The sequence below is a fragment of the Streptoverticillium reticulum genome, assembly GCF_047456005.1.
GTDB classification, from domain to species: domain Bacteria; phylum Actinomycetota; class Actinomycetes; order Streptomycetales; family Streptomycetaceae; genus Streptomyces; species Streptomyces reticulum.
The window spans coordinates 1,305,691-1,331,464 of sequence record NZ_CP179755.1 but is presented as its reverse complement, the minus strand read 5'-3'; the positions used below and the strand labels follow the sequence as shown (position 1 = coordinate 1,331,464).

At 69.0% G+C, this 25,774-nt stretch carries 32 protein-coding genes; 13 read left to right on the top strand and 19 right to left on the bottom strand.

Annotated elements, in window-relative coordinates; translation table 11 throughout:
- Positions 1–177: 177 nt before the first annotated feature.
- Positions 178–414: a hypothetical protein gene (locus tag ACMATS_RS06130; protein ID WP_414167185.1), complete on the top strand. Its 237-nt coding sequence runs from the start codon at positions 178–180 to the stop codon at positions 412–414.
- Between the two features lie 12 nt (positions 415–426).
- On the opposite strand, the gene ACMATS_RS06125 is transcribed toward ACMATS_RS06130, so the two are convergent.
- The gene (locus ACMATS_RS06125; protein ID WP_414167184.1) at positions 427–885 is read right to left on the bottom strand and encodes a Pycsar system effector family protein; all 459 of its coding nucleotides are present in this window, start codon (positions 883–885) and stop codon (positions 427–429) included.
- A 471-nt stretch (positions 886–1,356) separates the two neighbouring features.
- On the opposite strand from ACMATS_RS06125, the gene ACMATS_RS06120 reads away from it, so the two are divergent.
- The gene (locus ACMATS_RS06120; protein ID WP_414167183.1) at positions 1,357–1,536 is read left to right on the top strand and encodes a hypothetical protein; all 180 of its coding nucleotides are present in this window, start codon (positions 1,357–1,359) and stop codon (positions 1,534–1,536) included.
- 64 nt (positions 1,537–1,600) lie between these two features.
- On the opposite strand, the gene ACMATS_RS06115 is transcribed toward ACMATS_RS06120, so the two are convergent.
- The gene (locus tag ACMATS_RS06115) at positions 1,601–2,206 is read right to left on the bottom strand and encodes a hypothetical protein (RefSeq protein WP_414167182.1); all 606 of its coding nucleotides are present in this window, start codon (positions 2,204–2,206) and stop codon (positions 1,601–1,603) included.
- A 104-nt stretch (positions 2,207–2,310) separates the two neighbouring features.
- Between ACMATS_RS06115 and ACMATS_RS06110 the strand changes: the two genes are divergently transcribed.
- The gene (locus tag ACMATS_RS06110) at positions 2,311–2,550 is read left to right on the top strand and encodes a hypothetical protein (RefSeq protein ID WP_414167181.1); all 240 of its coding nucleotides are present in this window, start codon (positions 2,311–2,313) and stop codon (positions 2,548–2,550) included.
- A 29-nt stretch (positions 2,551–2,579) separates the two neighbouring features.
- On the opposite strand, the gene ACMATS_RS06105 is transcribed toward ACMATS_RS06110, so the two are convergent.
- From ACMATS_RS06105 to ACMATS_RS06070, 8 genes are all read right to left on the bottom strand, one after another.
- On the bottom strand, positions 2,580–3,149 hold the full coding sequence (locus ACMATS_RS06105) for a hypothetical protein (RefSeq protein ID WP_414167180.1): 570 nt from the start codon (positions 3,147–3,149) through the stop codon (positions 2,580–2,582).
- Positions 3,139–4,047 (bottom strand): hypothetical protein, encoded by a 909-nt coding sequence (locus tag ACMATS_RS06100; RefSeq protein WP_414167179.1) that lies wholly within the window; start codon positions 4,045–4,047, stop codon positions 3,139–3,141. The genes ACMATS_RS06105 and ACMATS_RS06100 overlap by 11 nt, the downstream gene beginning before the upstream one ends.
- The gene (locus ACMATS_RS06095; RefSeq protein WP_414167178.1) at positions 4,044–6,497 is read right to left on the bottom strand and encodes a fibronectin type III domain-containing protein; all 2,454 of its coding nucleotides are present in this window, start codon (positions 6,495–6,497) and stop codon (positions 4,044–4,046) included. The genes ACMATS_RS06100 and ACMATS_RS06095 overlap by 4 nt, the downstream gene beginning before the upstream one ends.
- A gap of 3 nt (positions 6,498–6,500) precedes the next feature.
- A complete protein-coding gene (locus ACMATS_RS06090) occupies positions 6,501–7,385 on the bottom strand; it encodes a hypothetical protein (protein WP_414167177.1) in 885 nt (294 codons plus the stop codon).
- Between the two features lie 11 nt (positions 7,386–7,396).
- Positions 7,397–7,753 (bottom strand): hypothetical protein, encoded by a 357-nt coding sequence (locus ACMATS_RS06085; protein ID WP_414167176.1) that lies wholly within the window; start codon positions 7,751–7,753, stop codon positions 7,397–7,399.
- The gene (locus ACMATS_RS06080) at positions 7,750–9,030 is read right to left on the bottom strand and encodes a hypothetical protein (RefSeq protein WP_414167175.1); all 1,281 of its coding nucleotides are present in this window, start codon (positions 9,028–9,030) and stop codon (positions 7,750–7,752) included. Before ACMATS_RS06080 ends, ACMATS_RS06085 begins: the two co-directional genes overlap by 4 nt.
- 45 nt (positions 9,031–9,075) lie before the next feature.
- Positions 9,076–9,969 (bottom strand): hypothetical protein, encoded by an 894-nt coding sequence (locus tag ACMATS_RS06075; protein ID WP_414167174.1) that lies wholly within the window; start codon positions 9,967–9,969, stop codon positions 9,076–9,078.
- A 71-nt stretch (positions 9,970–10,040) separates the two neighbouring features.
- Entirely contained in the window at positions 10,041–12,008 is a 1,968-nt protein-coding gene (locus tag ACMATS_RS06070) for a major capsid protein (protein WP_414167173.1), read from the bottom strand.
- Positions 12,009–12,160: 152 nt separating this feature from the next.
- On the opposite strand from ACMATS_RS06070, the gene ACMATS_RS06065 reads away from it, so the two are divergent.
- Positions 12,161–12,550 (top strand): hypothetical protein, encoded by a 390-nt coding sequence (locus tag ACMATS_RS06065; protein WP_414167172.1) that lies wholly within the window; start codon positions 12,161–12,163, stop codon positions 12,548–12,550.
- A gap of 253 nt (positions 12,551–12,803) precedes the next feature.
- Entirely contained in the window at positions 12,804–13,028 is a 225-nt protein-coding gene (locus tag ACMATS_RS06060) for a WhiB family transcriptional regulator (RefSeq protein WP_414170663.1), read from the top strand.
- Between the two features lie 358 nt (positions 13,029–13,386).
- Here the strand turns inward: ACMATS_RS06060 and ACMATS_RS06055 are convergent, their stop codons facing one another.
- Positions 13,387–13,680, bottom strand: coding sequence for a hypothetical protein (locus ACMATS_RS06055; protein WP_414167171.1), 294 nt, complete (start codon positions 13,678–13,680; stop codon positions 13,387–13,389).
- Positions 13,681–13,774: 94 nt separating this feature from the next.
- On the opposite strand from ACMATS_RS06055, the gene ACMATS_RS06050 reads away from it, so the two are divergent.
- The gene (locus ACMATS_RS06050) at positions 13,775–13,912 is read left to right on the top strand and encodes a hypothetical protein (protein WP_414167170.1); all 138 of its coding nucleotides are present in this window, start codon (positions 13,775–13,777) and stop codon (positions 13,910–13,912) included.
- A gap of 105 nt (positions 13,913–14,017) precedes the next feature.
- Here ACMATS_RS06050 and ACMATS_RS06045 read toward each other — a convergent pair whose 3' ends face one another.
- From ACMATS_RS06045 to ACMATS_RS06035, 3 genes are read right to left on the bottom strand one after another with little or no spacing between them, the layout of a single operon-like run.
- Complete coding sequence (locus ACMATS_RS06045; RefSeq protein WP_414167169.1) at positions 14,018–14,209, bottom strand: helix-turn-helix domain-containing protein; 192 nt, start codon at positions 14,207–14,209, stop codon at positions 14,018–14,020.
- A gap of 3 nt (positions 14,210–14,212) precedes the next feature.
- Positions 14,213–14,743: a hypothetical protein gene (locus ACMATS_RS06040; protein WP_414167168.1), complete on the bottom strand. Its 531-nt coding sequence runs from the start codon at positions 14,741–14,743 to the stop codon at positions 14,213–14,215.
- 53 nt (positions 14,744–14,796) lie between these two features.
- Positions 14,797–15,156 (bottom strand): hypothetical protein, encoded by a 360-nt coding sequence (locus tag ACMATS_RS06035; protein ID WP_414167167.1) that lies wholly within the window; start codon positions 15,154–15,156, stop codon positions 14,797–14,799.
- A 98-nt stretch (positions 15,157–15,254) separates the two neighbouring features.
- Between ACMATS_RS06035 and ACMATS_RS06030 the strand changes: the two genes are divergently transcribed.
- On the top strand, positions 15,255–16,178 hold the full coding sequence (locus ACMATS_RS06030; protein WP_414167166.1) for a hypothetical protein: 924 nt from the start codon (positions 15,255–15,257) through the stop codon (positions 16,176–16,178).
- 9 nt (positions 16,179–16,187) lie between these two features.
- On the opposite strand, the gene ACMATS_RS06025 is transcribed toward ACMATS_RS06030, so the two are convergent.
- Genes ACMATS_RS06025 through ACMATS_RS06010 form a run of 4 tightly spaced genes read right to left on the bottom strand, consistent with a single transcriptional unit; the run spans position 16,188 to position 21,608 of the window.
- Positions 16,188–16,415 carry a hypothetical protein gene (locus ACMATS_RS06025; protein WP_414167165.1) on the bottom strand — a complete coding sequence of 76 codons (228 nt, stop codon included), beginning with the start codon at positions 16,413–16,415 and terminating at the stop codon, positions 16,188–16,190.
- Between the two features lies 1 nt (position 16,416).
- A complete protein-coding gene (locus ACMATS_RS06020) occupies positions 16,417–19,011 on the bottom strand; it encodes a phage minor head protein (protein ID WP_414167164.1) in 2,595 nt (864 codons plus the stop codon).
- Positions 19,001–21,175, bottom strand: coding sequence for a hypothetical protein (locus ACMATS_RS06015; protein ID WP_414167163.1), 2,175 nt, complete (start codon positions 21,173–21,175; stop codon positions 19,001–19,003). The genes ACMATS_RS06020 and ACMATS_RS06015 overlap by 11 nt, the downstream gene beginning before the upstream one ends.
- A 16-nt stretch (positions 21,176–21,191) precedes the next feature.
- Positions 21,192–21,608: a DUF1360 domain-containing protein gene (locus ACMATS_RS06010; RefSeq protein WP_414167162.1), complete on the bottom strand. Its 417-nt coding sequence runs from the start codon at positions 21,606–21,608 to the stop codon at positions 21,192–21,194.
- Between the two features lie 162 nt (positions 21,609–21,770).
- On the opposite strand from ACMATS_RS06010, the gene ACMATS_RS06005 reads away from it, so the two are divergent.
- Genes ACMATS_RS06005 through ACMATS_RS05990 form a run of 4 tightly spaced genes read left to right on the top strand, consistent with a single transcriptional unit; the run spans position 21,771 to position 24,211 of the window.
- Entirely contained in the window at positions 21,771–22,034 is a 264-nt protein-coding gene (locus ACMATS_RS06005) for a hypothetical protein (RefSeq protein WP_414167161.1), read from the top strand.
- Positions 22,018–23,649 carry a flavin monoamine oxidase family protein gene (locus ACMATS_RS06000; protein ID WP_414167160.1) on the top strand — a complete coding sequence of 544 codons (1,632 nt, stop codon included), beginning with the start codon at positions 22,018–22,020 and terminating at the stop codon, positions 23,647–23,649. The genes ACMATS_RS06005 and ACMATS_RS06000 overlap by 17 nt, the downstream gene beginning before the upstream one ends.
- Positions 23,646–23,831: a hypothetical protein gene (locus tag ACMATS_RS05995; protein WP_414167159.1), complete on the top strand. Its 186-nt coding sequence runs from the start codon at positions 23,646–23,648 to the stop codon at positions 23,829–23,831. Before ACMATS_RS06000 ends, ACMATS_RS05995 begins: the two co-directional genes overlap by 4 nt.
- A complete protein-coding gene (locus tag ACMATS_RS05990; protein ID WP_414167158.1) occupies positions 23,828–24,211 on the top strand; it encodes a hypothetical protein in 384 nt (127 codons plus the stop codon). Before ACMATS_RS05995 ends, ACMATS_RS05990 begins: the two co-directional genes overlap by 4 nt.
- Here ACMATS_RS05990 and ACMATS_RS05985 read toward each other — a convergent pair.
- Complete coding sequence (locus ACMATS_RS05985; protein ID WP_414167157.1) at positions 24,198–24,632, bottom strand: DUF6283 family protein; 435 nt, start codon at positions 24,630–24,632, stop codon at positions 24,198–24,200. The two genes, ACMATS_RS05990 and ACMATS_RS05985, sit on opposite strands and share 14 nt — an antisense overlap.
- Before the next feature lie 89 nt (positions 24,633–24,721).
- Between ACMATS_RS05985 and ACMATS_RS05980 the strand changes: the two genes are divergently transcribed.
- Both ACMATS_RS05980 and ACMATS_RS05975 read left to right on the top strand, forming a co-directional pair.
- The gene (locus ACMATS_RS05980; RefSeq protein WP_414167156.1) at positions 24,722–25,054 is read left to right on the top strand and encodes a hypothetical protein; all 333 of its coding nucleotides are present in this window, start codon (positions 24,722–24,724) and stop codon (positions 25,052–25,054) included.
- 319 nt (positions 25,055–25,373) lie between these two features.
- Positions 25,374–25,712: a hypothetical protein gene (locus ACMATS_RS05975; RefSeq protein ID WP_414167155.1), complete on the top strand. Its 339-nt coding sequence runs from the start codon at positions 25,374–25,376 to the stop codon at positions 25,710–25,712.
- Positions 25,713–25,774 lie beyond the last annotated feature (62 nt).

Below are 25,774 nucleotides of genomic sequence, written 5' to 3'. Positions count from 1 at the left end.
TCCCTGTCCCGCCTGAATTGGGGGCTTGGTGCCGGGGGACGGCGGCCGGGCGCAGCAATGGCGAGACCACCCTGGCACCGGTGGACGGGTGCTGCCTCCGTGCTTCCCGGCGGCTGATGGTGCCGGCTTCGTACGCATGACGCAAATCCTAGAGAATGATCATGCGAGGATTGATGCATGTACCCGGTGACGATTGTTCCCGCCCGCTATGAGGGACTGTACGAGGGCGGGAAATGGATCGCGTTCAACCGGCACCCGGAAGAGATCCCGGAGGGCGCGTTCGGTTCGGATATCGCGTGCACCCATTTCTTCGATCATCCGGGAATCCCGGTCGGGGTCGGCGAGACGCCGCATGCGGCCCTGGCGAGCCTGATCGATGCCGTAAAGGACCGCGAGGCCGGCCAAGGGCCCTGATCCAGCGAGGCGTCAGCCGGTGGCCGCGAGAATGTCCGACGCGAGCAGAAGCATCCCGGCGAGGCCGATGGCGACGCACGCGACCTGTAGGAGACGGAACTTGGCCTTGGCCAGCCGGGCCAGAATCCGGACCTGCTGTGGGCGTACGTCTTCACGTACGGCGTCTTGGATTTCCTCCGGGGTGAGCGATGCCCAGTGGAGGAACGACGTGCCGTGGTCTTCGAGCCGGGGCAGGGCGGCGAGCGTGATGAACACGATCCCTACCGCCAGGAACCCGGCGGCCACCCCTGCCGTGACACGAGCGGCTGTGGGGCCACCGGTCAAGGCTCCGCGGACGAGCGCGGCTAGGCCGACGTCGGTGGCGAAGAGCCCCCAGGCTTTCACGTCCGTCTTGTTCAGCGGCTCGACAACGCTCTTCAGGGCGCGGTCGAGCCCGGTCTCGCCTTGGTGTTCTTCAGGTGTGCTGCTCACGGTTCTCCTCGTTTCGGGAACGCGAAAGAGCCCGAGCAGCGTGGGCCGCTCGGGCTCCGGCGGTGGTTGTGGTGTGTCGGTCAGTCGGGCTTCGGCACCCGGACCGCGCCGCGCGGGCGACCTTCGGGCTATGGCCCCCTCCTTGGGGCGCCGCGGAAAACTGTCGCTTACTTGCTCTTACTTGGGCTCAGTTGGAGGAGTTGGGTGCCCCGCTGTCCGGGGCGACGACGCCTGTCTCCTCGGTGAACGGACGACCGTCGGCGCTAGGGCCTGTCCAGTGGGTCAACTCGCTGTCGCGCGCTTCGTAGGGGCCCTGGGTGAGCGGTCGCTATGTCGCCATGCGGCTGGACCTGACCTTGGCGGTATCAGGCAGGCGTCACCCGTTTGGAGCACATGGGCAGGAGAGTCGCGTGCCGGAGGGCTTTCCTGGGGAGGAGCGAGATTCACCCGATCTGCCGCAAGGAGACCACAATGGGCCTGATAGACAGCCTCAAGGGGCTAGTGGGTAAGGACAAGAGCGTCGCGAACGAGGCAGCCGGAGGGATTGAGGCAGCCCTAGACAAGGCTGGCAACATTGGCGAAAAGACCGGCGGCAAGTACTCCGACCAGCTAAGGGAGCCCGTGCCCGACGAGGACGACTCCTCAGAGTAGGCGGAGCACGTCCCGTTCAACAGCGCCCGGTGGGCCAAGGTCGGCGTGACCCACCGGACAAGCCCTAGTCGAGGTCGGTCTCGTCGAGCCCGGCGCAGTGCAGGGCATGCATCTCCTGCTCGTCGACGAAGTCGTACGGGTCACGGCCTGCGAGGTCGCAGTAGCCGACCACCGCTTCGGCGGCAATGGCGATGGCGGAGAACACGGTCGTGAAGCAGCGGTCGAGCAAGATTCCTTCGTCCACCCCGGGTGGGCACAGGGCATGGTCGGTGGCCTTGGCGGCGCGTTCGGCTGCTTCGCTGGTTCCGTCGAGGAACGCGCGGATGGTGTCCCAGACGTAGAGGGTGGCCTGCCGCTTCCCGAACGGCACGCGCTCGGCGTCGTCCTGGTCCTCGGCGCTGGTGCCGGCCTGGAGCTGGCCGAGGCGGTCGGCGAGGATGTCGTGCGGGTCCCGCCCGGTCTCATCCGCCCACGCCACCACCGCGCCGAGGGCCAACTGCGCGGTCGCGGCGAGGAGACCCACCAGGCGGCGCCCAGCCTCCTCCTTGTCCCTGCAGCCGGCGAGCAGATCAAGCAGGGGACGGGCCCGGTCTTCGCCTTCGAGGTCGAGCAGCGCGGTCACCAGAGCGACAGCTTCGGCGTGCTCGGGTGCCGGCCGGGACTCCTCCACCGCTTCTCCTCCCATGGCCCCCGGGCAGCTGCTTGACCGCGCACGGGGCCACCCCGTCTTTTTGGTCTGGCGGTCCCGGGCCGCTCTCAGGCACCCTTGACCCCATGCCCACCTCTCACCGTATAGCCGTCTGGCCCCGTACCCGCTGCCTCGTGTGCCAGCGCGAGGTCGCCGTCATGCCGTGCGGGCGCCTCACCCGGCACGACGCCCCGAACGACAAGGGCCTGCGGCACTGGGGACTGATCTCGTGCTTCGGCAGCCTCCGCCCCGCCCGCCGCGAAGACGTCGTCCAGGGCGAGCTGTTCAAGACCGAGCCGCAGCAGGCGGAGCTCTTCGTCGTCTAGAGGGTGGTCTAGCGGTGAGACAGCGCAGGTCAGGACGCCGTCTCACGGCTCGCATGCCAGTCCGCGGTCCACGTCGCGACGCTGCCGCCACACCCACCGGATGGGCCGACGGGAACCTGCCGGACGAAGGTCAGCCGACGGCCCTCCAACGGGGCGCAGCACCACACGGCACGCCGGATCAGGAGATCGTCCCAGGCTCCGTCGGCGGCCGTCTGCGTGTGCTCCTGGCACTCCGGCCCTGATTCGGGAGCGCCGACCGGCACGCACCGGTAGATGCCGACGTCGAAGGTCACCCGCAGACGTGGGGGTGGGACCGAGCAGTCGGTGTTGCCGAAGCTGTTCCTCGGCTGAATGGGATCGGCGACGTTGTCGATGGACACGACGCGCGCCCAGGCGATGCCTTGACCTTCGGCGTCGTGCCACTGCGGATCTTCACAGGTGCAGGAGCAGTTGTCGGCCGGGGGATGGCCGTCGCCCCGATACCAGGCACAGCAGCACACCGGCCGTCCGGCCTCGGCCAGTTCGCTGCACACACACGAGATCACGGGCAGGATCATGGATTCCATGCCGGGGTCGCCCTGGGCGGGTTCAGTGGCCATGGTCTTCCTCGCTGCACGACGGGGGGCGGGCGCCTCGGTCGTAGAACCGCGGGCGCGAGCAGTCGGGGGTGTAGACGGCCGCGGGTGCCCGCAGCTGGTGGGGATTGACCAGGGCCAGCCAGTCGTCGACAGTGTCGAGCCCGGTGCCGGCGCGCGGCCAGGAGTCCACCATGTCGTAGGTGACGCCCTCGCGGGCAATCGTGCGGATACGCCCGGGGATGGCGCACTTCCTTCCACACATCGACTTGTACAGCTCGCACGCCAGGGCGGAGACGGCGCGTACGGCGTCGTAGTCCTCGCCCGGGTCTCGGCCGCGCAGGTATCGGACAGAGAACGTGCACGGCCTGTCGTCCGGGAGCGTCATCTCCTGGCACTGCGGCCAGCACCCGCCCAGTCGGATCAGCCAGTTGTCTGGTGGCGCGGTGATCATGTACTCGCACGGGTCCAGCAGCTCGCCGTCCACGTGGACTTCCAGGACCTCGTGGACGGGGCCGGGGAGGGTGACGCGGCAGATCTCCGAGCACGAGCAGTCTTCCTCGCACCCTGAGTTGCACAGGTTGAACATCCTTCCGCCCTCCAGATACGGCCGGAGCACGTCGAAGTCACCAGGTGGGTTGAGCCAGCGTCCGCTGCGCCAATCCCAGCGCCAGCGGCACCAGTCCCGGCACGGCCTGACGATCTCCTCGCACAGCCCGTACCGGCCAGCGGTGAGACGGCGGAGCCGGTCGGAGGCGATCCGCAGCGCCTTCTGCGCGCGGTCTTTATCCGCCTGCGGCGCATCGGGTCCAGGCCAGTCGGGGCAGCACTCTGGATCGATCGGCCAGTCCCGGCACTTCGGGTCTGAGGTGACCGGTCCCACGCGTGCCGGCGAGGTGCTGCCGGCCGCCTCCGCGGTCATCCGGTGGCCTCCCCGTCAGACTCCGAAGAGGCGGGCACCGGGGCCGGGGGCGACACCACCCAATCCGAGGCCGACGTGTCCGAGTCCCAGGCTCGTACCCGTGCCGTGGTCGTCTTCGTCAGGGCACCGAGCTTCGTGAGGAAGGAGAAGCTTCGTTCGCTACCGCTCTTGGACTCCCGTTTGATCACCCACGGGTCCACCCAGTCATGGGTGGTGGTGTCATCGATCTTGACCTCGATCCGCCACTCGGCGGGGTCCTCGGTGGCCGCCGCGTCACGGTCCCACTTCACCGTGATCGTCTTGTAGTCCTTGCCCCCCGACGCTGTGACGGTGACGTTCGTGGGCTTCTTCGGGCGCGGGTCATCGCCGAACACCGTCTCTACCGCGACAGTGCGGTCCTTGACGTTGATGCGCCACACCAGCCGCGATGTGGCGATCTTGTCCGCGCCCTGCGCGCCGAGGTCATCGGCGGTCACGATCACGTCGGTGGTCCCGGCCGCGTAGGTGTGGTTGACGTCGTGCATCGTCGCGTCGGCCTTGAACGGCGACGATTCCTCCACCGTGCCGTCGCCCCAGTCCCAGCGGATCTTCGCGCTGGCGGTGGTGTTGGAGGTCATGGAACGGACTTGGCGTCCCTCGGAGAACACCAGGGCGCCCCCGAACTTCTGGACGCTTTCGTCCTTCACCGTGATCTGGTTCGACGCCGGGCTTTCCAGCCAGCCGCCTTTCCCGTCGCGGTTGACGGCGACAGCCACGAGCTTGTCGCCCGCATTGGCGGTCGTGATCCGTTCGATGTTGTCCGGGTACATGACGCCCTGGATGAACTTGCCCTTTGCGTCGTTGTAGTGCACATCGACGCGGAATGGGTGATCGTCCGGGGAGTCCCACGCGAAGATCTCGCGGCTGTACCGAAGGGGCCCGACCTGCCGGAAGTTCTTGATCGCGGCCGGGGCGACGATCGTCTCCTTCGGCGTCCCGGTGACGGTGGCCGACCAGATCGACTGTTCGTCGTCATCCACGCCGCGCACCTGCACGCCGTACTGGACATGCTCCAGCGGCTTCTGGGGCGGCTGCGGGTGAATCAGGAACGCGTGCTCATCATCCGTAGTGGAGGACTCCCACGCGTCATCGCCGTCCGATGACTTCTTCCACCTGACCTCCCACCGCTTCGGCTCCCGCTGATCCGGTGTCCGATCCCAGGTGACCTTCAGCTCCCCCGCGCTCGACGTCGCCGCGACCTTCACGTTCTTCGCCACACCGATCGGCAACTTACTGGTGGTGCCCTTGACCTGGCCCGAGTAGCCGGAGATCCGGTCGTCATCGACCTTCGCGCGGACCGCGAACTTGTACGCCGTATCCGGCTGCAATCCCGTCACGGTCGCGGTCGTGCTGGTGGTCTCGACCGGGGCGCGCCACTCGGTCGCGTCCGGCTCGCGCCAGTACAGCAGGTAGCCGGTGACGTCCGGGCTCTTGGACCGGTCCCACTCCAGCGACACGGACGTGGTCGCCGTCGTGGTGACCTTCAGCCCGGTCGGGGGCGGCGGGATCGGAATTTCCTCCGTATTCGCCCGGATCTCGACCCCTTCGGAGGTCTGCGCGTTGTCCTTCGTGTGCGCGAACAGCGTGAACTCGTACTCGCGGCCCGGCTCCAGCCCCGTGAACTGCGTCTCCAACCCGGCGATGTTCTCCTGCGACGGGATCTTCGCCTCATCCTCACCAGCGTCCACGCGGACGGCGTCCACGCGCCAGTGATCCGGGATGAAGCCGCGCTGCTCCCTGCCCCACGAGAGGTGGACGTCGGTGCGAGAGGTCCAGTCCGCGACGAACTCGATCGGCTTGAAGACCATCACCGGGGGCACGAGGTTGAGTTCCGGGTCGCCTTCCTGGACGTCGGCGTTCGTCCGCGACCACACCGAGTTCTCGCCCTCGCGCCAGGCGCGTACGTGCGCGTAGAAACGGTGCCCCTCGGTCTCCGACACCGGGATGTCGTACGAGCGGGCGTACGGGTCCTCGATACGGGCGCTGTGGGGCCCGTACTCGTACACGTCCCACTTGTGCCACCACACCACTTCCCAGCCGTCCCAGATCCCGGAGACGGGGTCGGGCTGCCACGTGACGACGACCTTCCCGTCCTTCGTCTTCGCATCGACGTTCCGCAGGAGCGGCGCCAGGAGCGGCGCGGCACTGGTGGTCGCCTTCGTCCGGGCCGGTACCCGCGACTCGGTCCCGGCGGCGTCGATGGACCATGCCTCGTAGCCGTACGTCGTCCCCGGGGTCAGGCCCTCGTCCTTGGCCTTCTTCGTCCCAGCCGGAAACGTACCCACGGTGTGAGTGGTGGGGGCGACGCGTTCGACACGGACCTTGGCGATCGGCGTCACCGGAGGAGCCGCGGTGCTCTGTGCCGGTGAAGTGGTCGCCTGGCCGTTGCCGTTGCTGTTCTTCTTCGCCACGGCCTATCCCTTCGTCGGCGGGTTGTCTGGTGTGGTCGCGCTCGCGCGCTCCGTCGTGGACTCGTCGCCTTCCGGCGGGGGCCCGACGGTGGTGACCTCGACCTGGTAGGTCGTGGCTGGGCGGACGCCGGTGATGTCCTTCAACCGCTCCGCCGGGGTGGCCGTGAGGGTGCCGCTCTCGCCGTGGCACGAGCCGGAGATGCAGGTGTAGCGGATGCGGAAATGGTCCGGGTCGGCCGGGCTCGTCCCCTTCTCCCACGCCCAGGTGGCTTCCAGGTACGGGCCCACGGTGTCGTTGCGCAGGCCGGCGACCTTCAGTTCGGTGACCGGGGTCATGAGGCGGGCCCTGGTGGTGAAGCGGACCGGCGGCGCGGACGTGGCGGACTCCGGGGGGTTGAAGCTCACGGCCCCCACGGTGAGCTCGTAGGTCGTGCCGGGCTCCAGCTGGTCCGGGGGGTTGCGCAGGTACGTGGAGTTCAGGGACGGCGGGATGGGGCCGCGCTCGGTCCACTGCTCGTCGCCGATCTTGCGGTAGCGGACCATGAAGCCTTGCGGCTCGCGGCCGGTGTGGTCCCACTCGACGTAGGCGTGCTCGAACTTGTCCGTCTGGGAGACGCGGACGTTCGTGGGCGGCTCCAGCGGGGTGCCGCCGGTCTTCGCGGTGATGTGGTTGGAGTCGGTGGACTCCCGGTACTGGTCATCGACGGCCCGCACGAAGTAGCTGTAGCTGGTGGCCTGGGGGAGGTTGCTGTCGGTGAACTTCCGCACGCCCGCCTCGACCTGCCCGATCCCGTTGCCGTCGCGGTAGATGCGCACCCACTTCGCGGGCGTGGCCCGGCCCGCGGAGGTGGTGGGGTTCACCTCCGCCGGCCGTGTGGGCTCGTTCACCTCACGCCCCTCTACGGCTCGTCCCAGGCGAGGTCGATCGTCGTCGACGTCTGCCCGGTGGAGCGGAGGTTGACCGGCGGGTCCGGTCGCCCTGCCTCGGGCTTGACCGTGCCGGTCTTCACGGGCCGGGAGCGGTTGCCGTCGGCGTCGATTGCCGTGACCTCGAACTGATACTCCTTGCCGGGTTCCAGCGCGTCAGGCCACTGGTACGGGCTGTCGTCCGCGTCCACCGTCGCCGTGGTGGGCGGCGGCGGTTTGATGCGCTTGAGCTCGATCTTCTCGGTCTTGGTCACGTTCGGCGGTACGGCCGGGCCGACCTCCCACTTGATGATCGCGTGGGTCTCGTCGGAGGTCAGCTCGGCCGTCACGCTTTTGGGTTCGCGGGCCCCGGACCACTCTCGCAGGGGATGATGACCGGCTTCGTGGTGATCTTGCCGGGGAAGTCCTTGCGCTTGGCGGTGATGTTGTACTGGCGCTTGTTGCCCTCGCCGGGGTCCGGATAGGTGTGGACGTAGGTGCCCTTGCCGGTGGCCTTGTCGACGCGGACTTCGACAACGCCCGGCGGGTGCTTGAGGTCCAGGAGCACGATGCCGTCGCCGGCCTGCGCCGCGTACACCGGGATCTCGACCTCGAAGGTCACGGTCCGCCCGTCGTCGCCGCACGTGAAGTCGACTTGGGGCGCGTCCTTCGCGGGGTCGAGGGGCGCGGTGACGGTGATGTCCCGGCAGATCTCCGGGGTGGCGGCGTCGCAGACCTTGATGGTGTGTTCCCCGTCGGGGAGGCAGCAGCGGACCTTGGACAGGTCCGGAACCGTCTGCTTCTTGCAGTCCGGCGCCTTGGAGCCCCAGTCGACGGTCACCGCTCCCATGCCGTGGTTGTCCGGCTTGATCTCCAGCGTGCACTTGTCGACCGCGGTCACCGTCAGGTCCGCCGGATCGGGGACCGGCCGCGGGATGGGCATGCAGTCGCACTGGTCTTCGGGCGGCTCCAGCGTGGTGACCAGCAGCCCGTACGGGCTGTCCGGGCCCAACGGTTCGGGCAGGCGCTGCGGGGCGCCCTCGGCGAACGTCACCTCGTACGGACCCTTGCCCCACGCTCCGCCGATCTTCGCACGGCCGGAGGTGACCCAGGTGATGGTGTCCTCCCCACCGATGGTGATCTCCTGCGGCGTCGAGCCGGAGATCCACGGGATGAAGATGTACCCCCACTGCCCGCCGCCGGTCTCCTCACCGCCGCACTCGCCGCCGCCGGCGACAAGCTGGAGCCACACTTCGAGTGCGTAGCCGCCGGAGCAGTCGATGCGGTTCGACGGGTAGTAGCCGATGATCTCCCCGGTGGTCGGGTCCTTCACCAGATGGTGGTTGGGGTTCATGAACTGGAAGGCGGAGATATTGATCTCGCACCAAGTCAGTTCAATCGTCCACCACTTGACCTGATCGCAACCCGCTTCCGAGTAACAGAATTCCCCGGCGAAGTTCTTCTGAGACTTCTCTTCGGCTTCTTCCACCTCCGGGCTCATTTTGAATTCCACGATGCCCTTGGTGACGATCTGGCCGCACTCATCGCCGTACAACGGCCGCCCGCACCCGTCGACTCTGGTAATGCGAATGCGGTCGCCGCCTTTGATGGTGATGCAGTTACTCACGACGGCTCTCCTTGTCCGCGGCATGTGAGGATGACGGGGCGGTGGTCATGACGAGCCGCCCGAACTTGTTGGAGTGCAGCCGCACGGATCTGCCTTTCCGGCTGCGGCGTAGCAGTCCGCGCTGATCACGTAGGTGCGTTCCGCGATGGCGCCTCGGCGGTTTTTCTTGGTGTCGAACGCCTCGTGCGCGAACGTGTCGGACCGGCGGATCTGGACTTGGCCGGTGGCCAGCACCCAGAACCACGGATCGTCGTCCCCGGGGGGAGGCTCGGGTTTGCACGGCTCACCGGGCCCCGCTGTGTTGGGGCCGCCGAGGCCGACATATCCGGCGCCGGGCACGATCACCGACCCGTAGCCGGTACGCCACAGAGGCCCGTACTGGTCGGAGGTCCGGTACTGCTTGAGGTAGACCAGCGCCCTGACAGGCACGTGGATGAACAGCTGACCGGCGTAGTGGGCGGCGGCATGGGATTCGATCAGGGCGATGAGGTCGTCCAGGCCGAGGACCTTGTCCTTGCCGACCAGGTGGACGTCGGTGCGGCACATCTGCTGGCGCCAGAACTGCCGCTCCACCTGAAGATCCTCACCCCGCTCCAGCAGGCGCCGGGCCTGGTCGATGGCGGCGAAGACGGGGCTTTGGCAGGCGATACCGGAGGTGATGGTGAAGGGGTCCGCGGTGACCTTCACGGGGGAGAACGACTCGATCGCCTTCTCCAGCTCGTTGCCGTGCTCGTCCACCGGCACCGGCGGGCACCAGCCGTCAACGAACCCCGTCTCCAAGTTGCAGGCGTCGGAGTAGTACTCGACGCCTTCCTGCCACAGGGTGCCTCCCTCATCGACGACCTGTGCGGCCGAGAGCAGGGAGAAGCGCTTGGCCGGCACCACCGGGGGCGGCGGGACCTGGTAGCGGGGGCGGAGCACGGGTGTGGGTGTGGTCATGGCGGCCTCCCGACCGGCAGCCCCCCCCGAATCCCGGCAGGATTCCGGGGGGCTCGTGCTGGTCGTGGCGGCTACTTGGAGGCTCCGGCTGAGGCCGTACCGGCCGCCGCGGTCTTCTGGCTCTTGTCGCCGTTGCCGTTGGGCGGGGGCGGCGGGGGCGTGCCCTTGCAGTCGATGACCGTCGTTCCTCCGGACAGGCCGCTGGGGCACAACTCGACCTCGAAGAGGTACTTGCAGCCGCACCTGGAGATGAGGCACTCGAGGTCCTCGTAGAAGAGGCGGATGCGGCGATTCTTCTTCAGCAGCTCGCTGTCGTAGATGGCGTCAAGCTGGACGCTCGGGCCCTGGATGAGCTGGAAGGCGCCGGCCTGGTAAAGCAGGAACTCGAACTTCGTCGGCCAGTTCAGAGCGACCGGAAGGCAGCTGTTGTCCGCATCGACTGGGAACGGATCGTCGGCGGCCTTGTCGTACGGCCACTCGTACACCCACTGGACCCGAACTCCGCGTTGTGCGAGCCAGTTCTCCACGTCGCGGTCGGCGCGGTCCCACCGGTCACCCACGCACGCCTTCTTGCTGACATCGGTGGCCAGCCACGGGATGACCCAGTGCGGCAGCAGCAGCTCGAACGTCGTCTGCCGGGAGAGGCGCTTGCGGTAGCGCAGCTGCTCGACTTGAAGGGCGATGAAGGACAGGAACGACTCGACCGCGCCCGGCCCGTGGACTTCGATCGCCTTGGTGGCGTCGAGGGTCTTTCCACCCTGCGCGGCGAGCGTCTTCTTCTTGATCTCCGTGAGCCGCGTGAGGTTCTTCTTGCGCCTCAACAGGTACATGCCCTGCTCGATGGCGCGGCGGATGAGTGTGTCGTCGATGCGCGCCATGAGGATGTTGTCCTGGATGCACAGTGAGCAGGCGTCCAGCACGCATGATTCCCAGCCGACCTGGCACGGAATGTTGATGCACGGCTTTTCGAAGGGCTTTCCGTCCTCCATTTTGTCCTCGCACATTTCCTTGTACGAGAAGCAGAACGGCTGGTCGGCGAATGCCTTCGAATAGTCCGGGGTCTTGGGCCACATGACACCGCCGCGGGTGGTGACGGTGGTGGGCAGGTCGACCATGCCTTCGAGGGAGCCTTCGAGGGGGCACCAGTCACGCCAGATGTCCATCGGGGAACACCAGGCCGTCATCTGGACCTTGTCCGGGTCGCAGTTTCCCCCGATGACGCCTGCCGTCAGGGAATTGCGCCGGTGCTCGATGGCGGCGATGAGCGATCCGCCGGGCAGGAGCTGTTCGTTGGCCGAGCGCTCCAGTTTTCCCCAGTCGCGCATTTCTTCCTCGATGAGGAAGTCGGCGTCGACCTGCCTGTTGAACGTGGCGAGCGTGGCCCGGCCGGACGCTTGGCCAAGGCGTGCGAGGGACTGGACCTTGGAGGACGCGGCCGCCGCGAGCGCGTCCATGGACGTGATCTCTTGCCCGGCGAAGAAGCCCGGCATGTCGCCAGCGGCGTTGATCGCCATGCGCTCGACGTACACCGGCGAGGGGTCCGTTGTCGGGGCGGTGACCACGGGCCGGCGGTCCGGGCCGGAGGAACGTAGTTTGCCCAGCGGGATCTTCTTCGACGAGGCGACGACCTCGCCCTTCCTCCCCGACGCTTCAACGCTGTCGCCGGCCGCGGGCTCGCCACCCTCACCGGCCGGGGAGCTGTCGGCCACTTCCGGCACGCTCGGCGTCTTCGTGGAGGCGATCTTGTCGGCCAACGCCTTCGCGGTGGCCTGCCGTTGCGCCGCCTGCCGGGCTGAGTCGATCTGCTCCGCCCGGGCCGTGACACCCTGGCTGATCTCCGCCAGGAGCCCCAGGTGCTCGACCTGCTCGTCCGTGATCTCCCCGTCGGCGTCGACGGCGCCGGACTTACGGGCGAGGTCTTCGGAGACCGCTTCGAGGTCGACGTCATCGGCGGCGACCGCTGCGGCGATCAGCTCGGACCGGGCTTCTGGATTCTCGGCTTCCTTGATCCGCGCAACAAGATCATCGATGAAAGACATGGCTTGGGTGGGCCTTTCAGGACGTGACGAACCCAACGCCCGGCCCACCAGCCAGCAGCAGTGACATTCAGACTAAACCGACAAACACACCCGGCCTGGTCACGGCGGGTGGTGATGGTGAGGCGTGTCGCCACCCGCCTAGGCTCGAAAGCGTGTTGCACCACCCCTACTCCCTTCGCGAACTCGACGACGTCCCGCTGGTCACCGACCGCACCAGCGAGCGCATCGCCTGGAACACCGCGCTCATGCTCAAAACCCCGCTGGCGATGGTCGACATCCGTCAGGCGGACGGCTACCGGGCGGTGCTCGACACCGTGCCGGCCGGGGTGAAACTGGACATGCGCATGCGGGACGTGGCGTGGCTGGTGCTCCGCAGGTGGCTCGCCGACGCCCGGGCCCACACCGTGTACGTCACCGATGACAGGATCTCGGCGCTGATCCCCTCGCTCGCGGCGGCCACCATCCTCACCCTCGCGCTCTCGGACGCGCAGGCCGGTGACGCAGGCCCGCTGACGGGACTGATCAACGTGGGGGCAGCGTAGGGATCATGGGGGCGCTGCTGACCAGGTGGCGCAGCGGCGAGTGCGAGCCGCGGTGTCCGGTGTGCGAGCGGTGCGCGGTGTTCCTGCGGTACGTCTCGGAGGGGCAGGCAACGCACTGGCGTTGTCTGGACTGCGAGGCGCGCTGGACGCTGTGGCCGGATGGGGCGTTGAGCGTCACCGGGCCGCTGCCACGTTGGTGAGATGAACGCGGCCGGCGAGCGCAGCGCGGCCTTGGCTTGTATGTGTGGTGGCCATGAGCACACCAGCAAGTCTGCTGCCTGATGGGTTCGTTCCGCCCTGTACGGCTGACCCGGAGTCGTGGTTCGCCACGGACACGGCGACGATCCGGAAGGTGAAGGCGATCTGCGAGACCTGCCCCATACACGAGCGGTGCCGACAGGTGGGGCGGGACGGAAACGAGTGGGGAGTGTGGGGTGCGGAGACCAAGCGAGGCCGGCGGGGACGATCGCGAAGCTAGGCGTCGCGGGGACGCGCCGGGCGGGAATCCGTGCGCCTTGATCACCTCTGGGGGACACAATCAAGCCAACACGCCCCCGGACGATGGCCGCACCCATTCGGGGGTGTGCCCGGAGGCGTAACCGGTGGAGGTCTTCCGTCGTGCGACGCTATCTTCCCGTTCTTGCCCTGGTAACCGTGACGGCCGGGGCGTCCCTTGTACTGGCGACGGCGCCGGCCGGGCAGGCCCACCCCGCGGTGCTGCCGGCGTGGGGGCAGCCCGAGCCGGGCACGGATGCGTGCTGGTGCCCGCCCGGCTGGCATCCGCCGATGACCGGTTCGCCGATGCAGCTGCCGCCGTGGTTCCTTGCCGAGCTCGGCTACCACAAGCGGCCCTGCCCCCTTGGTCCGCCTACGACTGGCCCGACCGCGACCGCGTTGCCGACAGCGAGTCCGACCGTCTCAACGCCGCCGTCGAGCACGCCTCCTTCGACCGGCAAGCCGACGCCGACCGGGCCCTCCTCCTCGCCGAGCGGCACCACGCCTGCGCCGACCGGCACCCCCTCCTCGTCCCCGCCGACCAGCAGGCCGCCGTCGAGCAGGCCCCCGTCCTCGTCCCCCGCGTCCACCAGGCCGCCCGCCACGTCCCACCCGTCCCCGACCGCCACGGCCACCCGGCCCTGCCCGCCCAAGGGACACGGCGGCGGAGGCGGGCATCACGCGGGGAAGGGCTCCCACCACGGCAGCGGGAACGGCCACGGTCACGGGGTGGCTGGGCAGTTGGCGCACACCGGCGTCGGCAGCCCGATCGCCTGGATCGTCGTCGCCGCGGTCTCCACGATCGGACTCGCGGTGCTGATCGTCTCCTCCGCGACACGGCGGGCGAAGCATCGCCCCCGCCACTGATGCGGTGAGGCGCGCCCGGCCGTGCTCCTGGCTGGGGGGGGGAGAGTCAGAGGCACAGGCCGGGCGCGTTGACCACACCCCGGAAAGGAGCAGGGCCACTTCACTCTATCCGTCCGCCCTCGCGAAACCCCGGGGCCGGAACGTCACGCGGCGGTCTTTGAGCATGCGGTGCACCGTGCCGTAGGCGCAGCCCTCGGCGTCGGCGATCTTGCGCAGGCTCAGCTTCTCGTCCACGTACATGCGGACCATGCGGTCGGAGCGGTCCTGACGTTCGGCAGGGCTCAGGTGTCGCACCACAGGCTATTTCCCCTCGGTCTCCTCGGTGTCCCAGGCTCTGGTGATGCGGGGTCCGGGACGCATGACGAACATCGTGGACGCGCTCATATCGTGGTCGATCATGAAGGCGGGCAGATCGGTGGCGGCTTCGAAGCGGCCCGGGGCTGTCCTCCATCTGGCGGCTACCGACCCCATGGGCATGAGGCAGAAGTCGGCGACGGGAATCTCGGCTACGCGGACCTGCCCGACCTCCACCCACACGTCGGCCGGCCCGGGCTCCTCCCACACCGGCACCAGGTGCTGCATGCCGGGCAGGTACTGGGCGTGGCCGAGAGAGGCGAAGTTGAAGTGCGCTTCGGCCTTCGCCCGGCCGGGCGCGCCGGTGGTGCAGGCCACGGTGACGCGCCCGTCCGGCCACACGACACCGTCGGCGAAGCGCTCGGAGTTCGTGGGGTTCTCCAACTGGAAAGGACGTGCCCATAGCCCGGTCTCGCGCAAGGGAGCGGGGACGCGGGCGAGCAGCCTGTCGACGCTCGGATCGCTGGCAGCAGTCACAGGCATCCCCTTCTCGTGCGGCGTGCGTGGCATCTGTACGGACCTGCTTGGTGTCAGGGCCAGTCGGCCACTCGCACCGGGGACGCCGACTTCACGATGCGTTCGCGGTATCCCTCGGTGAGCATCGCCTGATGCAGCAGGAATCCCCCGGGGCGGCGGCGCGTGATCCGGTCCCACAGGTTCTTCTCGATATCCCGCTTGCACAGCCGGCAGGTGGCCAGACGCTCCCCGGAGAGGTAGACCGTGCGGCCGGGCTTGTCGGGGATCTGCACGGCGAATTCGTGGACGGGCCACCACACCATGGGTTTGGTCAGCGTGCACAGATCGCACACCAGCGCCCAACCCTCGCGGCTTCGCGGGCGGGCCCCGGCGATGCGTTTTTCGTCCTCGGTCGGTTCACGCCACGCTCTCATACCGTCCGACACTGGCGGGTGATCACTGTGACGGGTGGGGTGGCAGGTCCGATCGGAGGTGCGGCTCTAGGCCATCCGTACGCACCCTCGTCACCCACATGACACCGCTGCTCCGGGATGGTCCACCTGGCTGTGCCGCGGTACGGGCATTCTCGAAGGACCGGACATTCACGAAAGAGATGCTGATGCCCTCACGCGCGCTGATGCCCCCGCCTCGCTCTGGTCACGTCGTCCGCGCCGTCGTCATGACGGTCACCGTGGAGATGGCGGAATCCTGGCTGGAGAACAACACGCACAACCGGCATATGCGCCCGCGTCATGTTGATGCGCTTGTCCGCGACATCCTTGCCGATTCGTGGCAGCTCAACGGCGAAGCAATCAAGATCGCGTCCAACGGTCAGGTGCTGGACGGACAGCACCGTCTGGCTGCCGTCGTCCAGTCCGGCAAGTCCATCACCACGCTGGTCGTCACCGGGCTGCCGCCCGACACCCAGGGCAGTATGGACTCGGGCGTCAAAAGGACCACCGGAGACGTTTTCGAACTGGACGGCATCCCCAACAGCACGCTCGTCGCGGCCATCGTCACCAAGAAGTGGAAGTGGGATCGAGGGGACTACAGGTTCCACTCCAGCGAGCGCCCCACGAAGCCCGAATCCCGCCGCATCCTCAAGGAGTTCCCGGGCATCCTGGAATCGGCCCACGAGGTATCGTCCCTGCGGCCCGCCACGAAGGGCATGCTTCAGCCCTCCATTGCGGGATTGGCCCACTACCTCTTCACGGATATCGACGCAGGAGACGCGGTGTGGTTCTTCGGGCGCCTGAACGACGGCGCGGAACTCAAGTCCGATCATCCCATCCTGACGCTGCGGGACCGGCTGTTCTCGGAGGCCGAGAAGCTGGGGTCGTCGCCGTCCCACCAGAACATGGAACTCCTCATCCGCGGCTGGAACGCCTTCCGCGAGGGGCGCCCCCTGGGCAAGATCTACTGCTTCCCCAACAAGGCCATGCCCATGCCCGTGTGACCACCAGGTTCAGGGGGTGCCCTTGTCCAGGACCCGGCCGGTGGAGAAGTCGACTTTGGCCCACCATCCGCCTGCTGTCCTAGCAGCGTCGACGGCCTCTTCTTGGCTGGCGTACGGCCCGCTGTGACCGGCGCCGGCCTCGTCCGGGTCGCGTGAGTAGACCCGGTAGCCAACCCCGCTGCCACCCCCACCAGTGGTGGTGCGATACGTGCTGCTGCCGCCGCATCCGCATCCCATTTCAGGCCGCCTTCCTGGCCTTGTTGCGCGCCTTGAGCGCTTCCCACTCGGCGAACGCTTGGCACATCTTGGCGCGGGTCGTCGCCTTAACCTGCTGAATCCCGGGGAAGTTGAGATCGCCACTGGAACACGCACGCCGAACTACATTGATAGCAACGGCAATTGCGTGAGATTCCGTCATCCCTTTCTCGCGTAGATGTCGAGAAATGCGTTTCACATATTTTGGCAACCCGCCAGACTTCGATACCCAGTTGGCTGCGGTAACGGCCTCTCCGCTGCCGTCATCGAGAACTTCCTCGACCGTCCTCAGCTCGGCGTCGGTGGGGTCCACGAAGCCAGGGGAGGTGATGATCGCGGCCACCAGGCTGGCGGTCTCCTCGTCCAGGTCCTCGCCCTCCGGTGCCGTCCCGGGCGCGGGTTCGTCGGGCTGGGCGCCGCCGTTGTCGTCCCACCGCTGCGCATCGCTCTCGCCCTGCTCGCGCGCCTGGCAAGTACAGTGCCCGCCGCACGGCGCGGCCTGGGTGGCGGCGGTCAGGGAGAGCTCGTCGGGAAGGATCATCCCGGCCGCGATGACCGCCTCCCGGCTCACGGCCGGGTTCGGGAAGCCCGGGGTGTTCACCGCCAGCGCCGCGATCAGCTCCAGGCCGCCGTTGCGCTCCCGCCAGTCGCCGGAGAACCGGGCCAGCCCCAGCCGCAGCCGCTCGTCGTCGGTGAGCGAGGGCAGGATGGAGCCCGCGACCCAGATGCCGTACCGGTCTTCCCCGGCGCGAACCACGCCGGCCATCGTGCCCGTGTTGTCGTAGTGGGCGACCGCGGCGTCCGCGCCGATGGCCTCGTGCGGGGCGTGCCCGGTGTCCATGGTGATCAGCCCGACCTCGACCTCCTTGCCGTCGGAGGTCTCCAGGGCGGTCTGGTGGAAGTAGCGGTAGCCGCTGCGGGAGTGCGGGGGGACGACGCATTCGCCGGTGATGCCGATGTGGCAGTTGGGCTGGCCGTCGTTCTCCCACGCCGCGAGGTGTCCGGTGATGCGGCCGCTGGCGTCGACGCGGATGGCCTGCGGGCGGTCGAGCTGGGGGCTGGAGAACCAGCCGGCCGGGGGCGGCCACGTGGTGGTGGCAGCCGACGCTGTGATGATCTTCAGGCGGACCGGGGCAGGAGCCGGATCGAAGCGGGGCGCGGCGTCGTGGCACCCGGCGACATCGTGCTTGAGTTCGGGCTCGGTGCCCGCGTCGTCGGTGGCGGAGGCTTCGACGGTGGTCGCCGCGGCCGTCGTGGCCTTGGCGTGCTGGTCGTTGTCGTACTCGGCGACGTCCTCCTCCAGGTCGTCATCGAGTTCCCCGTCGTCGAGCTCGGTGACGAGGGCCGCAATCGCCTTGTCGATCTCCTCCGCGGACAGTGGCCTCCCCTCGTCCTCGCCGCCATCGGTATCGGCGGCGGCCTTGACGGCGTCGGGGGCGGGGATCTCCTCGTCCTTGAAGTGCTTGCGGGCTTGGCTGTAGAGGGTGGCGAGGCGGGAGCGGATCTTGCCCAGCTCCTCGGGGGAGACGCCCTTGAGCTGCCCCAGGCGGCCGGCGGCGTTCGCGACGGCGCGCCAGACGAGCTTGGGCTGCCCGCCGATGATGTCGACCACCGGCAGCTTGTAGGCGATGGCTTTGGTCGCGTCCAGCGCGGGGTCCTTGTAGACGAAGGACTTGGCGAGCCTTGCGGCGTCGCCCTTTGCCCAGGCCAGGACGCGGGACTGGGCGGCACTCGCGTCCCAGACGGTGTCGCGTGGCGCCCAGGGCAGGGACGTATCCGCCGTGGCCGCCGCCGTGATGGGATCGGTGGTGGTTGCGGTCATGCTCTCCTCCTCGGCCGCAGCGGCCACCGCGCGCGGGCGGACGGCCTTGAGGCCACAGCGACAATTTACGCGGTTACCGGGCGAAGCAGTCGGATCGCCAGGAAACATGAGAAATTCCCCGCCGACGGTGAACGGGAGGCCAGCGGGCTGGCGTTGCCCGTCCGCCTCGCGATGCCACGGCCGGGTCCGCTCGTCATGGACGGCCCGCCAGATCAGTTCCATGCCGCCGTCGGCGCGGGCCTGCTCTGCCGCGGCGCCCGAGCTGGTGGCGGTCGCGGTGGTCACCGCCATCTGCCGGGCGAGCGGTTCCCACTCATCGTCGGCGAGCGCGTCGATGACCGCCTGCCGCTGCCCGTCCTCGTCGGGGGCCCCGGCCAGCCTGCTCTGCACCCGGTCCCACACCCGAAGCGGCCACCCCGCGACCGCGTGAAGAAGCTGCTGCCACAGCCCCTCCGCCGCCTCCGGAGCACCCCGCAGCGTACGGGTGAAGATCCGGGCGAACACCGGGCGCACGTGACGGTCGACCAACACCTGCCACAGCCCCGGATCAGGCCACAGACGGAAGTCCGGGCGCAGCCCGGCAGCAGTCAGCGGCGGCGGCCGGTGTTCGAGGACGGCGCGGCGCGCGGCGCGCAGGTATGCCTGCTGCGCTGCGCGGTACGCCTCGTACAGGGCCTCCTCGTCACCGGTCAGCGGCGGCGGCTTCTCGGTACCCCGGCGAGACGGGGGCTGGGGGTGGAGTTCTTCAGGCGGCACGGCGCTCACCGCATCCGGATTGTTCGATGACCGCGGCGAGGTAGTCCCGGTGGTGGGGAAGCTGCGCGATGATCAGAGCGCGCACGTACTTGTCGACGGCGCCCACCATGCACGGCCGGTGCGCGAGCGAGGCGGTGAGCTCGGGGTACGCGTCCGCCAGCATCGCATTCAACCAGTTCTCTTGCGCAGCCAGGACGGTATGCATGTCGTGCAGGGGCACGTCCCGCAACCGGCCGCGGTAGATGCGGCCGTGAGCGTTGAGGAGCCACTGCCCGGCGCGGGCCAAGGCGCGCAGGACCCCGACCTCCAAGCAGTTGGCGCGCCATTCCTCGGCACAGGCCGCGGCCTTCAGGTACGAGCCGTCGGCCACGGTCTCCGCGTCGGGCAGCGGGGCAGGCGCGGTCTCGGCCTCGGCGTCGGTCTCGCCTTCAGGGACGCTCTCCTCGGGTTCGGCGTCAGGTTCAGCCTCAACCTCGACCACGGCCTGCCCGGCTGGCTGCTCCTCCTCGACGGGGGCGGCGGAGGCCAGCGCCGGACGCGGGCGCTGCTCACCGGTAGCCGGCTGCTGCTCGGCCCCGTCTTGCTGTTCGGGCGGCTGGCCCTTGCCGGGGATCTCGTCGCGCGGCGTCTCCTCGGCGGCGGGCTCGGCCTGGTCGGCGCGGGTGAGAACGGCCCGTGCCCGGCGCCCGCGCCCGGTGGGAAGCGGCGTCACGGTGGGCGGCATCTTGATGTCGATCCCCAGGTCCGGCAGCAGGATCGCCGCGAGGCTGGGGTTGGCGAGGACGAGCTTTTCCAGCAGGCGGCGGTGGCGTTCTTCCTCGTCGGGGTAGTCCTCGAGGTCGAAGCCGATCTCCCGCAGCAGCGCCTCGTCGGAGAGCACTCCGCGTTCGTGGGCCTGCAACGCTTCCGGGGCGCGGTTGGGGCGTTGGCTGAGCGGGGAGAGGTCGACGCCGATCGCGAAGGAGTCCGCTTCCTCGATACCGAGGGCGCGCAGGGCCGGCCGGTAGAACTGTGTGGTCAGGGCCTCGGCGATCAGGCCCATGATGGAGGCGACCGCGACCTTCACGAACTGCTCGTCGACGTTCCAGGCGTTCCAGTGGTTCGCGTTCGAGATACCGGTGATGATCTCTTTGGGGATGTCCAGTCCGGTGGCCATGCGGTGGAAAGCCTGCTCGCGCAGCTCGGAGACCTTGGCGTCGAACGGTGTCGCCAACGAGATGTGTTTGATCTTGTCGATCGCCTCAGCAGGACCCCTGACGATCAACGGCGTGACGGCGGAGGCGGCGTCGCGGTTCTTCAGTGGGGCGAGCATCGCCTCCATCAGCGCATGGGAGAAGGGGTCCGGGTGCAAGGGGTTGGGGTGGCCCTCGGACTGGCGCTCGTCGGGGGAGGACAGCTCGTCCGGGACGGCGAGGATTCCGGCGCCGGCGAGGCGGCTGTCGGAGGCCGCGGTGATGTGGGCGTCCAAGTTCTGGATCTGCCGCAGCACCGAACGCAGCGGGATCAGCGCCGAGTCGGGGTCGATGGCGACCTTGGGGTGCGGCCGCCAGATGCGGATCATGACGTCCTGGCGCTTTCCCGTGCCGACGTCGAGCGTCACCTTCTCCGGCCGGTCGGGCAGCATCGCGGTGAAGTTCTCGCCCGTGATGTCCCGGCCGATCTCCTCGCCGGAGACCACAATCCACCTGCGCTTCTTCGTCTCCTTGTCGTCGAATCCGACGAGGTAGGTCTCCCCGGGGATCTGGAGGTGGGAGACCAGGCGGCGGATGACCTCGGCCTGGCCGACCTGCCCGCCGAACAGCTCTGCCAGCGGAGCGAGAAGCTTGTCCGCGTCCGTGTCGGACTCGTCCACGGGCGTGGCCGCCGTGGACCCGTCGGGGTCGACGCGGCCCGCATAAAGGCGTACCCGGGAGCAGGCGTTGGCCTGCCACTCCAGCGAAAAATGCAGCTCAGGGATGGAGTCGTAGAGCTCCCAGGCTTCCCGTTGCCAATCGCGGGGGCGGGAGATGACGGTGTGGACCTGGTCGCGGGAGACGAGGGCGGCGGAGGCGATGACAAGGCGGCGCCCGGTGGGACGCGCCTGCCCACTTGCTGGGTCGATCCCCAGTACCTCGGTGTCGTGCCGGGTGATCTTCGGGATTCTCGGCTTCGCCCTGGCCGCCACAACGTCCCTCCTGGGCTCAGCTCTTGCCGTCGGCGCTGCTGGTGGTGATACGCAGTTCGGTCGGGAAGTGGTGGACGATTTCGCGGGGGTCGCGTTCGGCCGGGTCGAGCCAGGTCGCCAGCAGGCCCGTCAGGTAGGAGAGGGTGAACAGGACCGCGAGGATGCGCACTGCGGCGTTGTCGGCGAAGTAGTAGGCGACGACGGTGACGACGGCGGCCACCCACACCGAGGCGCACCACGTGCAGTGGACGATCTCGGCCGCCAGTTGCATCACGCAGCGCACGGCGCGGCCGGCTGCGGTCTCGGACCGGCGGTGAGCTGCGCGGACGAGCTTTTCGCGCCAGGGAGCAAGAAGGGTGTCCTGTGCGACGAGGCGCGTCAGGCGGGCGGTGGTGCCGAGCGCGAGCAGGAACGTAATAACGATTTCGGCCACAACGGCAGAATAGGCATCAAATAGCACAACATGCTTGGTTCGGCGCCCCGTGACGGCCTGGCAAGTCGCCGCACGGGAGTCTTGACGGGTTTTCGCGCGAGTGGGTGAGCGGGCGGCGCGGATGGCCCACAGTGAACAGGTGGTACGAGAAGAATCGGCCATATGGTGACGAAAACTTCTCTTCCGGCCCGGGCGGCTGTCGTCGCGATCACGGCGCTGTCGGTGTACGGGATGTACGGCCTGCTGGCCGGTGCGCTGAGCATGGGGACGTGGCGGCTGATGGCGGCCGTGCTGATGACCTGCGGGAGCGTCGCGTTCGTCAGCTTCGTGATCGCAGCTCTGGCGGACTACGTCACCTCACGGGGGCGGGGGCCCAAGGGCGAGGCGCCGCAGGTGCCGTCCGGGATCGGTGGGCTCGTTGACTGACGGCCTGCTCGCCTTCGCTCCCACCCGTCGTCGCCTGCTCGCCTCCGGCGCCGCGCTCGCGGCCGGGGCCGCGCTGGAGTACACGCTCTCGCACACCAGCCTGGCCGCCGCGGTCACCGCGCGGCGGCAGCGGTGTCTGGAGGTGGCCCGGAACATCACCGGCACCGACGACCACGGGCAGGATCTGCGTGCGCTCTACCGCCGGTTGCTGAACGGCCCGGGACCGAAGAGCGTGCGAACAGGCAAGCACGTTGTGGTCGTCGGCGCCGGCATGGCCGGGCTCGCGGCCGGGTGGATGCTGCACCGGGCCGGGCACCGGGTGACGATCGCCGAGGCCAACGTCCGCGTCGGTGGCCGCATCAAGACCGTGCGCAGCGGATGGGCCGGGCCGGGGCATTACGGCGAGGCGGGGGCGATGCGCATTCCCGCCCAGCACCGGCTCGCCCTCGGCCTGATCAGACGGTTGGGGCTGCCGCTTCAGTCGTTCGAGCTGGCCAACAGCCACCGTCTGATCCGCGCGGGCGGCGCCACGGTCTTCCAGGACGCGTACGGCCACGACCCTGCGGTGATCAACAAGGTGTTCGGGGTGCGGCAGCCGCTCACCGCGCGGGCCCTGCTCGAAACCGCGTTCGCACCGATCCGCAACACCGCCACGTCCGCCGACGGTTGGGCGCGGTTCCTGGACACCTACGACGAGTGGTCGCTGCGCCGGTGGCTGATCGAGGGACAGATGTGGGGCGAGAACACCACCGAACTCGTCGGTGCCCTCCAGGGCATCAGCGCCCGCATGCCCATGTCCGTGATGCACTCCTACCTCACCGCGCAGGCGCTGGCAGCGGGGGCCAGCCTTTACCAGATCGAAGGCGGCATGGACCAACTCCCGCTCGCCCTCGCCCGCCAGGCCCCGCCCGTCCGGCACGGACTGCGCCTGACCGCGGTGGACACCCGCCCCCACAAGGTCAGGCTGACCTTCGACAGCGCCTCCGACGGCGAGGTCACGATGGACGCGGACCACGCCGTCATCACCGCCCCCTTCTCCTGCCTGCGCTACGTCGACTTCAACCCGGCACTGTCCTACGGCAAGCAACAGGCGGTCGAGCTCCTGCACTACGGCGCCGGCAGCAAGCAGATGCTCGAATTCAACCAGCGCTGGTGGGAAGACCACGACGCCGGAGTGGGCGGCCAGGACGTCACCGACACCCCGCTGCGCACCGTCGTCTACCCCTCCCACCCGCTCGGTGTCGACGGCGGCGTGGTCATCGCCTCGTACACGTGGGCCGACGACGCGGAACTGTGGGACTCCCTGAGCGAGCACGAGCGCGCCGCGCGCGCACTGGACCTGCTCACCGACCTCCACGGCCCCGTCGTGGGGCGCACCTACACCGGCCGGTACGCCTCCGCGTCCTGGATGGACAACCCCTTCTCCTGCGGCGAGGCGGCGATCTACGCACCCGGCCAGGCTGTGGCGCTGGGCCCCGACACCCGCACGATCGAGGCCGACGGGCGCCTGGTGTTCGCCGGCTGCAGTACGTCGGCGCCGTACCGGGCGTGGATCGAGGGCGCCTTGGAGTCGGCGTGCCGGGCCGTGATGCAGCTGGGACTGCACCCCGCATGACCCCCGCCCCCACTCCTGCCGCGGCGCCCGGCGGACCGTGCGCGACGACCGCCGTCCCGCCGACGCCTGTCGTGCCGCAAGAGGTGGCGGGGCAGGCGCCGGTGCTGGTGATGCTGCTGCTCCTCACCGTCATCGTCCCCGCCTCTGCCGCGACCGCTGCACTCCTGTGGAGGAGACCATGAGCTGGATGCACTACTGGCCCGCCCTCGCCGCCCTCTGCGGGGCCCTGCTCGCGGTGATCGCGCTGGGGGTGCGGCACGCCGGGGACGAGGCGGGGACGCATCCGTCGTTGTCACCGGTGGGCACCGGGCTGCTGAGCAGCTTCGTGCTGCTGACCGGGTTCCTGGTGGCGGCCGGCTGGGCGATCGAGTCGCATGCCGCGAACTACCGGCCCGCACCGTCGGGTCTGTACTACGCGGACACCGCGGCAGCGGCGCTGGTGGTGATCTACCCGGCACTCGCGTCGCTGCCGCTCAACTGGCGGCATGTGATGGCGGTCGCCGGGTTCGGGGCGCTGGTCGGCTACCTCCTCGCCGTGGCGTGGCAGCTCAAGACGGGGTGAGGTCGCTGCGCACCCGGGCGATCTTGACCATCAGCTGCTCGGCGTCCTCACCGGGGTCGTCGACGCGGGCCTGCCCGTGGTCGGCCGCGGCGTTGCCGGAGGCGAACAGCGGCACGGGCGAGACGTAGCCGACGATGGCCTGGAAGGCCACTCCGTCGATGTGACCGTCGAGCAGTGCGAGGCGCGGGGCGAGGAGTTCGGCTCCGTGGCAGCCCGCCCACCCGCCGCAGACCCGCCGGCCCGGGTGGCCGCGCTCGCACTGGTGGCACTGGAACATCCACCTCGGCTGCTCGTAGGTGGGCCGGTCGTAACGGCGCAGCTTCTCGTACTCCTCCCACGCCCACACGCCCGACGGTACGTCGCGGCGGTAGGGACAACTGGCACACGGGCGTGGCGCGGGCGGGCGAAGCGAATCGGGCACCCGGACAGTATGGGCCGGGGCGCGCAGGGGGGTGATGGTGCGTGCCAGGATCTTGGCGCCGGGCGAGCGAGGCGGCCAGGGTGGTGGTCATGACCCGTCCTGGCCGTGAGCGTCCGGTTACGTACTACGCGGTGGTGTTCGTCGCGCTGGTGCTGGGGCTGGCGCCGGTGACGATCGCGGTCACCGTCAACGAGGTCCGCCGTCATCACGACGCGGACGAGCCGCACTACGAGCCGAGCATCCACAGCCTCTACCGCCACGAGGACGAGCCCGTGCCCCCTGCTCCTTCCGTGATGTCCGACGACATCGAACCACCCCGTCGCGAGCGACCGCTGTCGGCGATCCCCCAGCAGCGGCCGGCCGCGCGTACGGGAGAGCGGTTGCCGCTGCGCATCCCTGCGACGCGCAGCCCTTCTTCGTGACGCGATGGCCCAGGCGTCCTTGCGCTGGTGCCGGTTCCCCTTTGTGCCTTGTGCAAGCCGGGTCGGCGTGAGGGCGGGGTGGGGGTGCGGTTGCTGATCGGGCACGCCGCGCCCCGACCCTCAACTGCAAAACTCCGCACGATCATTGGTGCACGACGTCCGCCAACTCAAGAACTCTCTGCGATCGTTGGAATGCGACGCGCCCAAATCGCCCGTGAATGCGCCTTTTTGTGCTCTTTGTTACGTGAGTGGCGTATAGGTGTAAGCGAACCCCTCTGTGAACGTGCGTCGCCCCGCACGCACACCGGAAGGCACCGCCATGCCCGAACCCCTCGACGCTTCCCCCGTGCCGTTCGTCCTCAGCGCCACCGCTGCCGCGCGCGCCATGGGCGTCGTCCCCGGCCGCGTCCGCAAAGCCGTCCGCAACGGCGAACTCGACGGCTTCGAACTCGGCGGCCACCTCGCGGTCGCCACCATCCCCCTCGCCGAACGCCTCGGCGTACCCCCCGCCCAGCTCGTCGCCGCCGCCCGCCCCGAGCAACCGCCGGGCATCGCCGCGTTCTCCGACGACGACCCGTACCTGAACGCGGACGGGTTCCTGGTCCACCCCGACAGCTGCCCCTGCGGCGACCATCACCAGGTTGCCGCCGCTTCATAGCCCCCGAGCGCAGCGAAGCCCCGGACATCAGCGCACCCGGGGCCGTCGCCATCTTCTCAGCA